The 12,938-nt window shown below is 64.5% G+C and carries 13 protein-coding genes; 11 read left to right on the forward strand and 2 right to left on the reverse strand.

Annotation, left to right across the window (positions count from 1 at the left end; translation table 11 throughout):
• The first annotated feature begins 151 nt into the window (after window positions 1-151).
• The 11 genes from KMZ68_RS08540 to KMZ68_RS08590 all read left to right on the forward strand — a co-directional run bounded on the left by KMZ68_RS08540 (window position 152) and on the right by KMZ68_RS08590 (window position 10,423).
• A complete protein-coding gene (locus KMZ68_RS08540; RefSeq protein WP_371741464.1) occupies window positions 152-1,060 on the forward strand; it encodes a sialic acid TRAP transporter substrate-binding protein SiaP in 909 nt (302 codons plus the stop codon).
• Window positions 1,061-1,172: 112 nt separating this feature from the next.
• Window positions 1,173-1,751, forward strand: a complete 579-nt coding sequence (locus KMZ68_RS08545; protein WP_215615354.1) for a TRAP transporter small permease — start codon at window positions 1,173-1,175, stop codon at window positions 1,749-1,751.
• Between the two features lie 4 nt (window positions 1,752-1,755).
• On the forward strand, window positions 1,756-3,162 hold the full coding sequence (locus KMZ68_RS08550; RefSeq protein WP_215615355.1) for a TRAP transporter large permease: 1,407 nt from the start codon (window positions 1,756-1,758) through the stop codon (window positions 3,160-3,162).
• On the forward strand, window positions 3,159-4,208 hold the full coding sequence (locus KMZ68_RS08555; RefSeq protein WP_215615356.1) for an L-idonate 5-dehydrogenase: 1,050 nt from the start codon (window positions 3,159-3,161) through the stop codon (window positions 4,206-4,208). Before KMZ68_RS08550 ends, KMZ68_RS08555 begins: the two co-directional genes overlap by 4 nt.
• A 42-nt stretch (window positions 4,209-4,250) precedes the next feature.
• Complete coding sequence (uxuA, locus tag KMZ68_RS08560) at window positions 4,251-5,450, forward strand: mannonate dehydratase (protein ID WP_215615357.1); 1,200 nt, start codon at window positions 4,251-4,253, stop codon at window positions 5,448-5,450.
• A 174-nt stretch (window positions 5,451-5,624) separates the two neighbouring features.
• A complete protein-coding gene (locus KMZ68_RS08565) occupies window positions 5,625-6,830 on the forward strand; it encodes a CaiB/BaiF CoA transferase family protein (RefSeq protein ID WP_215615358.1) in 1,206 nt (401 codons plus the stop codon).
• A gap of 25 nt (window positions 6,831-6,855) precedes the next feature.
• Entirely contained in the window at window positions 6,856-7,632 is a 777-nt protein-coding gene (locus KMZ68_RS08570) for an enoyl-CoA hydratase/isomerase family protein (protein WP_215615359.1), read from the forward strand.
• Between the two features lie 51 nt (window positions 7,633-7,683).
• Window positions 7,684-8,139, forward strand: a complete 456-nt coding sequence (locus tag KMZ68_RS08575) for a MaoC family dehydratase (RefSeq protein ID WP_215615360.1) — start codon at window positions 7,684-7,686, stop codon at window positions 8,137-8,139.
• Window positions 8,140-8,143: 4 nt separating this feature from the next.
• Window positions 8,144-9,007: an HpcH/HpaI aldolase/citrate lyase family protein gene (locus KMZ68_RS08580; protein ID WP_215615361.1), complete on the forward strand. Its 864-nt coding sequence runs from the start codon at window positions 8,144-8,146 to the stop codon at window positions 9,005-9,007.
• Between the two features lie 43 nt (window positions 9,008-9,050).
• Window positions 9,051-9,623: a carboxymuconolactone decarboxylase family protein gene (locus KMZ68_RS08585; protein ID WP_215615362.1), complete on the forward strand. Its 573-nt coding sequence runs from the start codon at window positions 9,051-9,053 to the stop codon at window positions 9,621-9,623.
• Window positions 9,620-10,423: an SDR family NAD(P)-dependent oxidoreductase gene (locus KMZ68_RS08590; protein ID WP_215615363.1), complete on the forward strand. Its 804-nt coding sequence runs from the start codon at window positions 9,620-9,622 to the stop codon at window positions 10,421-10,423. The genes KMZ68_RS08585 and KMZ68_RS08590 overlap by 4 nt, the downstream gene beginning before the upstream one ends.
• Before the next feature lie 233 nt (window positions 10,424-10,656).
• On the opposite strand, the gene KMZ68_RS08595 is transcribed toward KMZ68_RS08590, so the two are convergent.
• Both KMZ68_RS08595 and KMZ68_RS08600 read right to left on the reverse strand, forming a co-directional pair.
• On the reverse strand, window positions 10,657-11,817 hold the full coding sequence (locus tag KMZ68_RS08595; protein WP_215616258.1) for a CaiB/BaiF CoA transferase family protein: 1,161 nt from the start codon (window positions 11,815-11,817) through the stop codon (window positions 10,657-10,659).
• An 83-nt stretch (window positions 11,818-11,900) separates the two neighbouring features.
• Complete coding sequence (locus tag KMZ68_RS08600; RefSeq protein ID WP_215615364.1) at window positions 11,901-12,938, reverse strand: TRAP transporter substrate-binding protein; 1,038 nt, start codon at window positions 12,936-12,938, stop codon at window positions 11,901-11,903.

Here is a 12,938-nt window from a genome sequence, read left to right on the forward strand (position 1 = left end):
GTCGAAATACCCATTCGGGCGGTTCGGCGAAATCCCGAACCGGTTGAGTAACAAAGCAAATGCAACAAGGGAGGAAATTGTCGTGTTGAAGAGAGTAGTGACTGTATTGGCCGCGTCGGCAGCGGCGCTGGTGGCGGCGACCAATGTCGGCATGGCCCAGACCAAACTCAAATGGGCCCACGTCTACGAGACGTCGGAGCCGTTCCACACCGCTTCGGTATGGGCCGCGCAGGAGATCGGCAAGCGGACCAGCGGGCGCTATCAGATCGACGTCTATCCGGCCTCGCAGCTCGGCAAGGAAACCGACATCAATCAGGGTCTGTCGCTTGGCTCCGTCGATATCATCATTTCCGGCTCGAGCTTCGCTGCAAAGAGTTTCCCGCCGATCGGCGTCACCTATTATCCCTACACCTTCCGCGACGCGGATCATCTTCTGGCCTACACCAAGAGCGACGTCTTCAAGGAACTGACGAAAGGCTATGAAGACAAGAGCGGCCATCACATCGTGGCGGTCACCTATTACGGCGTGCGCCACACCTCGTCGAACCGCGCGATCAAGACCTGCGCCGACATGAAGGGTCTCAAGATGCGGGTGCCGGATGTTCCGGCCTATCTGGCGATGCCGCGCGCCTGCGGCGCCAACACCGCGCCGATCGCCTTTGCCGAGGTCTATCTCGCCCTGCAGAACGGCACCGTGGAAGCCCAGGAAAATCCGCTTACCACCATCGAGGCGAAGAAATTCTACGAAGTCCAGAAGCACATCGTGCTGACCGGCCATATCGTCGACCACCTCAATACCGTGGTTGCGGGCGGCCTCTGGAAGAAGCTCCCCGACGAGGACCGCAAGATCTTCACCGACGTGGCGCAGGAGGCGGCGGCGAAGGCAACGCAGGAGATCAAGGAGAAGGAAGCCAAACTGGTCGATTTCTTCAAGCAGAAAGGCCTCACCGTCACCGGGATCGACAAGAACGAGTTCCGCGACACGGTGATCAAGACGACGAGCTTCGAGAGCTTCGATTACCGCAAATCCGACTGGGATCGGATCCAAGCCATCAAGTAATCGCGGTATTCCGCTTCAGCCTCTTCCCGCAGTCTGCGGGGAGAGGCGTGAACGCGAGGCCGGGACGATGCGCGGCCGTGTCAGCTGAACTTCATCATATAAAGAGATCCCCATGTCGACGGCCGAAGTGCACAAGCAGATCACGGCAGACGAGATAGCCCACACCTTCGAGGAAGAGGCGGTACCCAAGGTCGATCTTGGGCAATATGCCATCGAGGACTGGCTGGCGCTGGCGATCTTCTGGATCATGGCGCTCTGCGTCTTTCTGCAGTTCTTCACCCGCTATGTCCTCAATGACAGCTACGCCTGGACCGAGGAGATCGCGACCTATTGCCTGATCGGCGTGGTCTTTCTCGGTTCCGCCATGTGCGTGCGCCTGTCGCGGCATATCCAGGTCGACCTCTTGTTCCGCTATTTGCCGCGGCTGCCGGCGCGCGCGCTCTCGACCGCCATCGACCTGATCCGGATCGCCTTCTTCGGGTATGCGATCAAGCTGGTCTGGCTGTTCATCCAGGTCGTAGCCGACGAGCGGATGACGACGATCAAGTTTCCGAAAGGCTTCGTCTACTACGTCGTGCTGTTCGGCTTCGTGATGATGTTCGCGCGATCGATCCAGATCGCCGTCGACAATTGGCGGCGCGGTTACTCGATCCTGGAGCGCCCCGGCGCGTTCGACGGAACGGAAGGGTGACGCGATGCTGCTTCTGCTTGGAGTGTTTTTGATATTGATGCTGGTCGGCCTTCCGGTCGCGTTGGCGATGGCGACGTCGTCGCTGCTGTACATTCTCGTTACCGGCATAACGCCCGATGTGACGCTGGCGCAGCGCATGATCGCCGGCGTCGAGAGTTTTCCGTTGCTCGCCGTGCCGTTCTTCATTCTTGCCGGCAACCTCATGAACATCGCCGGAGTAACCGGCCGGATCTACAAGTTTGCGGTTGCGCTGGTGGGCTGGATGCGCGGCGGTCTCGGCCACGTCAACATCATCGGCTCGGTGATCTTTTCAGGCATGTCGGGCACCGCGATCGCGGACGCCGCCGGCCTCGGCACCATCGAGATCAAGGCGATGAAGGATCACGGCTACTCCACGGAGTTTTCCGTCGGCGTGACGGCCGCCTCGGCGACGCTGGGACCGATCATTCCGCCGTCGCTGCCGTTCGTGATCTACGGCATGATGGCGAACGTCTCGATCGGCGCGTTGTTCCTCGGGGGCGTCATTCCCGGCGTCATGATGACGCTGTTCATGATGGTGACGGTTGCGTATTTCGCTCACAAGAACGGCTGGGGCAGCGACTCGCCGTTCTCGTGGCCGCAGCTCGGATCGGCGGCTATCGAGATCGCGATCGTCGTCAGCTTTCCGCTCGCGGTCTGGCTGCTGACCGTCGCCGGGGTTTCGACCAACGTTTCGATCGGTGTCGGGCTCGCGGTGTTGCTGCTGATCGACTGGTATTTCGATTTCTCCGCCGTGATGGCGCTGATGGCGCCGGTCATCCTGATCGGCGGCATGACGCTCGGCTGGTTCACGCCGACGGAGGCTGCGGTTGCGGCCGTGATCTGGTCGCTGTTTCTCGGGCTGGTGCGCTATCGCACCATGACCCTGCAGACGGTCGCCAAGGCCACGTTCGACACCATCGAGACGACGGCATCGGTCCTGTTCATCGTCACGGCGGCCTCGATTTTTGCCTGGCTTCTGACCGTCTCGCAGGCCGCGCAGATCATGACCGACGCGATACTCGGGCTGACGCAGAACAAATGGGTGTTCCTGCTGCTCGCCAACATTCTCATCCTGGTCGTCGGATGCTTCATCGACACCATCGCGGCGATCACCATCCTGGTGCCGATCCTGCTGCCGATCGTCCTCAAGCTCGGCATCGATCCGATTCATTTCGGTCTGATCATGACGCTGAACCTGATGATCGGCCTGCTGCATCCGCCGCTCGGCATGGTGTTGTTCGTGCTGGCGCGCGTCGCCAAGCTCTCGGTGGAGCGCACGACGATGGCGATCCTGCCGTGGCTGGTGCCGCTGCTGCTGGCGCTGGCCGCCATCACCTACATCCCGGACCTGACGCTTTGGTTGCCGAAATACATGGGGCTTGCAAAATGACATCGATGGCTTTGGCCGCAACTTTGTTCGGAGCGGAAGACCTGCGCATGGTCGAGCGGCCGCTCGACCGCCTTGCGCCCGGCATGGTGCGCATCCGGTTCGGCGCGGGCGGCATTTGCGGATCGGACATGCATTATTTCCGCCATGCCCGCACCGGAGACTTCGTCGTCACCTCGCCGCTCGTGCTCGGCCACGAAATCGCGGGCAAGGTCATCGAGATCGGGGGTGCCGCGCCCGGGCTGAAGATCGGCGACCGCGTCGCCGTCAACCCGTCGCGCTGGTGCGGCCGCTGCACGCCGTGCCGCGAGGGCCGGCTCAATCTTTGCGAAAACATCTTCTTCATGGGCTCGGCGTCGAAGACCCCGCACATGCAGGGCGGTTTCGCCACCACCTTCGATGCTGTTCCGGAGCAGTGCGTGAAGATCCCGGATCATGTGCCGTATCAGGCCGCGGCGCTTGCCGAGCCTCTGGCGGTCTGCCTGCACGCGGTCGCCCGCGCCGGCGATGTCAGCGGCAAGAGCGCGGTGCTGTTCGGCGCGGGCCCGATCGGCCTGCTCACCATGCTGGCGGCGCGTCGCGCCGGGATCGCTGAAGTCACCGTCGTCGATATTGCGGCGGCGCCGTTGGCATTTGCCAGCCGGCTCGGCGCCGATCGTGTCGTCGATGTCTCCGGCGGCGATGACGGATTGAAGGCGCAGGCCGCGGCGCGACCGTTTGACATCGCGTTCGAAGTCTCCGGGACGGCGGCGGGCCTTGCCAGCGCCATCGGCATTGTCCGGCGCGGCGGCATCGTGGTCCAGATCGGCAATCTGCCGGGCGGCCAGATCCCGGTGCCCGCGAATGCGGTGATGGCCAAGGAGATCGATCTCAGAGGCTCGTTCCGGTTCGGGGTCGAATTCATGACCGCGGTCGAGCTGATCTCCGACGGCAGCGTCGACGTGCTGGCATTGGTGACGGCCGAGCGTCCGCTGGCTGCCGCACCCGACGCCATGCGGCTGGCGCTCGATCGTTCGCAGAGCGTCAAGGTGGTGCTGACCGCGCATTGATTGCGCGGCCGAACCGCTGGAGAGATTGGAGGAGATTCGCGGATGATGCTGCAGGGATGGCGTTGGTACGGGCCTGACGATCCTGTTTCGTTGGATGACATCCGCCAGGCCGGTGCGACCGATGTGGTCACGGCGCTGCATCAGGTGCCGATCGGCGAAGCCTGGACGCGCGAGGCCGTGGCGGAGCGCAAGCAGATCATCGAGAACGGGCAGCCCGGCCGCACGCCGCTGGTCTGGTCGGTGGTGGAATCGATTCCGGTGCCTGATGACGTCAAGCGGCTTGGCGGCAGGGCAACACGCTCGATCGAGGCGTGGATCGCCAGCCTGGAGGCGGTGGCCGCAGCCGGCATCGGGATCGTCTGCTACAATTTCATGCCGGTGGTCGACTGGTGCCGCACCGACCTCGAATGGGAGCTGCCGAACGGCGCCCGCGCGCTGCGCTTCGACCAGAACCGGTTTGCGGCCTTCGATCTGCACATTCTGCAACGGCCGGGCGCGGCCGCGGATTATTCGCCGGCTGCGCAAGCCAGGGCGCAGCAGGTCTATGAGGCGATGAGCCAGGCGGACATCGATTACCTGGTGATGGTGATCGCCAGCGCCTTGCCCGGCTCGACCACCGATGCGCTCTCGATCCCGCAGTTCCGCGACCGGCTCGAACAATACAGCGGTATCACCTCGCCGGTGCTGCGCCGGCATCTGATCGAATTTCTGGCGCGCGTCGCGCCGGTTGCCGAAGCGCTCGGCGTGACGCTGACGCTGCATCCCGACGATCCGCCGCGCTCGCTGTTCGGCCTGCCGCGGATCGCTTCGACCACGGAAGACTATCAGGCGCTGTTCGATGCCGTGCCCTCGAAGGCGAACGGCATCTGCCTGTGCACCGGCTCGCTCGGCGTCCGCGCGGAAAACGACCTTCCCGCGATGGCGAAGCGGTTCGCTCCGCGCATCGGCTTTGCTCACCTGCGGGCGACGAAACGGGAAGCCGACGGCCTGTCGTTCTTCGAGGCCGATCATCTCGACGGCGACGTCGACATGATTGCGGTATTGAAGGCGCTGCTCGCGGAAAACCGGCGTCGCACGGCTGCCGACCAGATCGTGTTCCGGCCCGATCACGGCCATCGCATGCTCGACGATCTCGCCCCGTCGAAGCGGACCAATCCCGGTTACACCGCGATTGGCAGGCTGCGCGGCCTCGCCGAACTGCGCGGCGCCATCCGCGCGATCGAACACGCCGGTCGCGCCTGACCGTCGCCTGCAGATTGATCCCGAATTGGAAATATTTCGGCGGGCGGGATGAAGCCGCTGCCGCGGACGCTTGCGCGCGTCCGGCGGCCCGTGCGCGCTTGACTCATCTGGAGCCATCCTCTTCTCTTTGCGGGCCGCTTTGAGCGGATACCGGGGCTCGAGAACAACAAGAAAATGGCAGTCGAACGCAAGATGTCGCCGACGCACGAGACGCCTTATCGCGGCTTGCGGGTTCTGGACTTCGGGCAGGGCATCGCGTCGCCCTATTGCGCGATGCTGCTCGGCGTTTACGGGGCTGACGTCATCAAGATCGAGCCGCCCGAGGGCGACTGGTCGCGCTATCTCGGAACGACCTATGGCAGCCATACGGCGCTGTCGGCCGTCTATAACAGGGGCAAGCGCAGCCTGTGCCTCGACCTGAAGTCGGAGCAGGGGATCGCCATCGCCAAACAGCTCGCGCTTGATTGCGACGTCCTGATCGAGGGGTTCCGGCCCGGCGTCGCCGCCCGGCTCGGGATCGGCTATCAGGCGCTGGCAAAGGACAATCCCGGCCTGATCTATCTCTCGGTCTCCGGCTTCGGGCAGGACGGTCCCTATGCCAGGCGTCCGGGTTCGGATTCGGTGGCGCAGGCCTTTTCCGGCCTGGTCTCGGTCAATGTCGGCAACGACGGCATTCCGCACCGGGTCGGCACCACCATCTCCGACGTCGCGACAGGGGTCTACGCCTTCCAGGCCATCGCCACCGCGCTGTTCGCCCGCGCCAGCGTCGGCACCGGCCGCTGGATCGACGTCAATCTTGCGCAATCGACCGCCGCGCTGCTCGGCCACAAAGCCGCCGAATACGTTCTGGAAGGCGGCGCCCCGCGTGCGCTCAACGTGCCGGCGGGCTCCTATCGGACCGGCGACGGCTGGATGATGGTCACGCTGGTGAACGAGCCGCAGTACAAGCGCCTGTGCGCGGCGATCGGACGCGACGACCTCGCCAGCGATCCGCGCTTTGCGGATTTTGCCAGGCGCGCCGACTCGGCCGACGCGTTGATGGCGCAGCTGCGTGAAGTGTTCCTGTCGCAATCCACCGAGACCTGGCTCGGCCGGCTTCATGCGGCCGACGTCATCGCCGAGCGGATCCTCACCCCCGGCGACTGGCTGCACAATGTTCATGTCGAGGCCACCAGGGCCGCAGTCTGTCAGGACACCCCCGGCGTCGGGCCGGTCCACGCCGCGCGCACGCCGGGCATCGCTGGGCCGTCCGAGGATGAGTTGCGGCCCGCGCCGGACATCGGCGCGGACAGCCGCGAAGTGCTGCTCGAGGCCGGATTCGATTCAGCTGCCATCGACGGTTTGATCGAGGCCGGCATCGTGCGCACCTCGCGACGCTAGACCGGACCAAAGGGAGACAGGCGCCATGGGAGCCGAACTCGTTCGCTATGCCGTTTCGGATGCGATTGCGGAGATCACGCTCGACCGCGCCCCGGTCAATGCGCTCAGCATCGCCTTGATCGACGCGCTGCTGGAAGCGCTGCGGAAGGCGAGGGACGACGAGCAGGTGCGCGCGGTGGTCATCGCCAGCGCCCACAAGGTATTTTGTGCCGGACTCGATCTCGATATCGTCAGGGGCAAGCGCGCCACCGAAACCAAGGGCTTTCTCGAGCGGCTCTATTTCGCGCTCAACGACATCCAGTACCGGATGGGCAAGCCGACCATCGCGGCGGTCGACGGACCGGCGCGGGCCGGCGGCATGACGATCGCGATCTCCTGCGACATGGTGATCGCCGGCGACGGCGCGACCTTCGGTTACCCCGAAATCGATGTCGGGTTGATTCCGGCGCTGCATTTCGTGCAATTGCCGCGGCTGGTCGGCAAGCACCAGGCCTTCGGCCCGCTGTTTCTCGGCGATCCCTTCGATGCTGCGACCGCGTTTCGAATGGGGCTGGTCAGCGAGGTGGTGCCGAAGGGAACCGCGCTGGAGCGCGCGCGGGCGATTGCGTTACGCCTGGCCGCCAAGTCGCCGATCGTGATGAAGATCGGCCGCGACGCCTTCATGCGGGCGGTCGATGCCGACTACCGCCGTGCGGTCGAGAATGCGGCGGAGAGTTTTGCGCTTGTGGCGAGCACGGAAGATTGTCAGGAAGGGCTCAACGCCTTCGTCGAAAAGCGGCCGCCGAAATATACCGGCCGCTGACGCATTGGCGATTGACGAGAAACCAACCAACACCTGGAAAGGGGAGAGACCATGGCAGGATTATACTTCGAGGAGTTCGAGGTCGGCCGGGAATATCATCATGAATTCAGCCGGACCGTCACCGAGATGGACAACACCATGTTCAGCCTGCTGACGATGAATCCGCAGCCGCTGCATCTCGACGCCCATTTCTCCGAAACTACCGAATACGGCCAGCGGCTGTTCAACAGCCTCTACACGCTCGGCATCATGATCGGCATGAGCGTCTACGACACCACGCTCGGCACCACCGTCGGCAATCTCGGCATGACCGACGTCAAGTTTCCGAAGCCGGTATTTCACGGCGACACGCTGAAGGCGCATACCAAGATCATCTCCAAGCGCATCAGCCAATCGCGGCCGACCCAGGGTATCGTCGAGTTCGAGCATACCGCGACCAACCAGCGCGGCGAGGTGGTGGCAAGCTGCCGCCGCACCGGCCTGATGCACTGCAAACCAAAGGCTTGAACTGATGCGATCATTCCTGTTCGTTCCCGGCGACAGTGTCCGGAAATTCGAAAGCGCGAAGAAAACCGCCGCCGACGCGCTGATCCTCGATCTCGAGGATTCGATCGCGCCGGACCAGAAGGTGGCGGCGCGCGGCATCACCCGCGACATGCTGGATGCGCGCAGTCCGAACCAGAAGAACTACATCCGCGTCAACGCGCTCGACACCGGGCTGACGCTCGGCGACCTCGCCGCGGTCATGCCGGGCCGGCCCGACGGCATCGTGCTGCCGAAATGCGCCGGCGCCGCCGACGTCAACCACCTCGCCTTGTATCTCGACGCGTTCGAGGCGGCGTCCGGGATCGAGCAGGACACCACGCGGATCGTCGTGGTCGCGACCGAGACGGCGCGGGCGGTTACGAAACTGCTCGACTTCGAGGGCGCCAGTCCGCGGTTGTGGGGCATGATGTGGGGCGCCGAGGATCTCGCCGCCTCGCTCGGCGCCTCGCGCAACCGCACCAATGGCCGCTATCACGGGCCGTTCCTCCTGGCGCGCGATCTCTGCCTGATCAGCGCCGCGGCTGCCGGCGTGGTGGCGATCGACACCATCGCCACTGACATCGACGATCTGGCCGCGCTGCGGGAGGAGGCGATTGCTGCCCGCCACGACGGCTTCCTGTCGAAGGCCGTGATTCATCCGAAGCACGTCGATGTCGTCAACGCAGCCTTCATGCCGACGGAGGAGGAAATCGCCTGGTCGCGGAAGATCGTCAAGGCATTCGCTGACAATCCGGATTCCGGCGTGGTCAAGATCGACGGCAAGATGATCGACAAGCCGCACCTTCGCGCCGCCGAGAAGATTCTCGCTTTGGGCTCACGCAGGCGCTGAGCCCATCGCCGAGCGACGCCACACTCATTCCGGAGATCACGACATGCGACTGACATCCCCACGCATTGCGCCCGTCCCCCTCGAAGGCTGCACGGCAGAACAGCGCGAGATCGTGGAGCCCATGCTGGCGCGCGGTCCGGTGCTCAATATCTTCCGCACCCTCTTGACCCATCCCGCGGCAGCCAAGGCATTCCTGGTGTGGGGCGGCTATATCCTGAGCCGCAAGACCTCGCTGCCGCCGCGCGAGCGCGAGATCGTCATTCTGCGCACCGGTTTCCTGTGCCGCTCCGGCTACGAATGGACCCAGCATGTGCCGATCGGCCGACGCGCTGGCCTGACCGATGACGAGATCGCCCGGATCAAGCTCGGCGCCGACGCGCCGGGCTGGAGTGCGGCCGATGCGGCCTTGCTGCGGGCCGCCGACGATCTGCACCGCGAGCAGTTCATCACCGAGCCGGTGTGGGCGGAACTGTCGCGGCATTTCGAGGAACGCCAGCGCATGGATCTGGTGTTCACGGTGGGCCAGTACACCCAGGTCTCGATGCTGCTCAACAGTTTTGGCGTTCAGCTCGACGAAGGCCAGGTGCTCGATCCCGATCTGAGGGGGTTCAAGTGAGCGGGCGTCTGCAGGGCAAGATCGCGGTCATCACCGGTGCCGGCCAGTCTGCCGGCGAAACCATCGGCAATGGCCGGGCGATGGCGGTGCTGTTCGCCCGCGAGGGCGCGCAGGTGCTATGCGTCGACCGCCGGCTGGAAAGCGCGGCCGAGACGGTCGCGATGATCGCGGCGGAAGGCGGCAGTGCCGCGGCGTTTCAGGCCGACGTCTCGCGCGACGCCGAATGTGCGGCGCTTGTCGCCGAGGGGAAGTCGCGCTGGGGAAGGATCGATATCCTCGTCAACAATGTCGGCATTGGCGGTAGCGGCGATGGTCCCGCCCATCGTGCCGATGAGGCAGCCTGGGACCGCATCATGGCGGTCAATCTCAAATCGGCATGGATGACCATCAAGCACGCCGTACCCGTGATGCGCGAGCAGGGCGGCGGATCGATCGTCAATATCTCGTCGCTGGCCTCGCTGGCCGGCGGCAATCAGGTCGCCTATGAGGTTTCCAAGGCTGGCGTGAACCGGCTCACCACCAGTGTCGCCAACGCCAATGCGGCCTACGGCGTGCGCTGCAACGCCGTGCTGCCGGGCCTGATGGATACGCCGATGGCGGTTTCCGGGATCGCCGGGGCGACGGGCTCGACAACCGAGGCGGTGCGCGAAGCCCGCAACGCGCGGGTGCCGTTGCGCGGCAGGATGGGAACCGGCTGGGACACTGCGCATGCCGCGCTGTTCCTGGCGTCGGATGAAGCCAACTTCATCACCGGCGTGCTGCTGCCGGTCGACGGCGGCATGTCGGCGCGAGTCGGCTGAAGCGCGAGTTCACACCGCCCGTTTGGCAGGGTCATGGTTGTGTTCAGGATTTGCGCGATGTTGCAAAAGTGCCGGTGATTTGCCCGACGTGTCAATGGGTTTTCGGGGGGCGAAGCCTCCGTACCGGCAACCGCTCGTTACTTTGCATGGGGTTGTTTTCGATATTTTGGTTGGGAGCGAGTGCGCAGGGGTGGCAAAGGCGCCCCTTCGCGCGATCGGTTGCTTGGCTTACCCTACGAATCCTTGGGCGGATTGACCAACGCACCCTCGGTGACGAGGGCCTCGATCCCCTCATCGGAAAACCCCGCCTCGCGCAAGATCGTCTCGCCGTGTTCGCCGAGCCCGGGCGGATAGTGCCGGATCGACGGCGGCGTCCTGCTCCAGGTCGCGGCGGGACCGGCGACGCGCAAGGTGCCTTCGGTCGGGTGCTCGATCGATTGCAGGAGGCCAACCGCGGCCAGATGCGGGTCGTCGATCAGGCTGTCGAGGTCGTGCAGCGGGGCGTGGGGAATGTCGGCTTCTTCGAACAGCCGCATCCATTCGGCCGTGGTGCGGGTCTTCATGACCTCGGAGAACCAGCCATAGACGAAATCGTAGTTGCCGGTTCGCGAGGCGATGCTGTTCAGGCGCGGGTCGCGGTCTGCTTCGTTCTCGAGGCCGATCGCACGAAAGAACGCGGTCCATTGCTTGTCGTTGTAGACCAGCGCGCAGACATAGCCGTCGCTGGTCTGGTAGGGGCGGCGGTCCGGCGACAGCAGCCGCGAATAGCCCGGCGGTCCGATCGGCGGCTCGAAACTGCGGCCGGCCATGTGGTCGCCGAGCACGAATTGCGCCATGGTCTCGAACATCGGGATCTCGATCGACTGGCCCTCGCCGCTGCGGTTGCGATGAAACAGCGCGGCCAGGATCGCGTGTGCGGCGTTGAGCCCGACGATGCGGTCGGCCATCGTGGCCGGCGAGTAGCGCGGCTCGCCCGTGATCCTGCCGGTCAGCGCCGGCAATGCCGTCATGCCCTGGATCAGATCGTCATAGGCAGGCCGTCCGGCATAGGGGCCTTGCTCGCCAAAACCGTGCAGGCTGGCATAGACCAGCCGCGGATTGACCGCGAGCAAGTCGGAGGCCGCTAGCTTGAGCCGGCTCATCGCCGCCGGCCGCACATTGTGGACGAAGACGTCTGCGGAGGCCGCGAGTCGCAACAGCGCCGCGCGGCCGCCCGCCTTCTTCAGATCGAGCACGATCGAGCGCTTGTTGCGGTTGCCCTGCAGGTACATCGCGCCCATCTGCGGATGACGCATCGGCGCCGCATGCCGCATGACGTCGCCTTCGGGGCTCTCGACCTTGATGACGTCGGCGCCGTAGTCGCCGAGGATCATGGTGGCGTAGGGCCCCATCATCACGCTGGTCAGGTCGATGATCCTGATGCCGGCGAGAGGTCCCGCCGGTGTCGCCGTCTTTGTTTCCGTCACGGAGCGTTCGGTCAACGGCCTGCGGCCAGGGCCCCGGTGAAGGCCTTGAACACCTCGGTGCCGGGCTTGCCGCGCTTGTCCATGTCCTTCACCCAGTCTTCCGCGACATTCTTGAAGGCGGCGTCGAACACCTTCTTGTCCTCGGCGCCGAACTCGATCACCTTCATGCCCTGCGACTTGATCTTCTCCGCAGCGACCTTCTCGCCATCCTCGAAACGCTTGCAGCCCTCGCGGGTGGTCTGCTCGCCGGCCTCGACCAGCGCCTTGCGGACGTTCTCCGGCAGCGATTTGAATTTGGTCTCTCCGATCGAATAGGTGAAGATCGCGGTGCCGAAGTTCAGTCCCTCGGTGCCGGCTTTGAGGATCTTGCCGAAGTCGTAGGACACCGAGCTCTGATAGGAGAAGATCAGGCCGTCGAGCGTGCCACGGGTCAGCGATTCATAGATCTCGGGCGCTGCCATGCGAACCGGAACGCCGCCGATCGAACGCATCATCAGGTCCATCGCGCCGCCGGTGGTGCGGATCTTGAGGCCTTCCAGATCCTTCGCGGTCTTCACCGTGCGGCTGGTGGCGAGCTGGATCTGGTAGGCCGGCAGCGCAATCGTCACCAGCGGCCGAAGCTGGTTCGGCCCGAATTCCCTGGTCTCGAGGATGCCGCCATTGTGCGAGATCTTGTAGAAGGCAAGGGTTCCCTGGCATTCGGTATCGAAGATGCCGGGCAGTTCGGCGACCGCCGTGAGCGGATATTTTTCCGACGAATAGGACGGCACGACATAGGAAACGTCGGCAACGCCCGCGACCGTCAGCTGCGCCATGTCCTTGGCCTTGCCAAGCTGCTCGGCGGGATAGTGCTGGAATGTAACCTGACCGTTGGTCGCTTTCGTCACCAGCTCCATGAACGGCTTGGCTACCAACTCATGGATGACGTGACCGGCGGGAAGGCTTTCGGCGAGGCGCAGCGTGATCTTTTCCTGCGCGAGAGCGGGGCTCATGCCAGCTGCGAGCACTGTCGTCACGGCGACGATCCGCCTTTTCAAACCAGTGGTCAT

Origin of the sequence: Bradyrhizobium sediminis (genome assembly GCF_018736105.1) — a bacterium.
GTDB lineage: Bacteria > Pseudomonadota > Alphaproteobacteria > Rhizobiales > Xanthobacteraceae > Bradyrhizobium.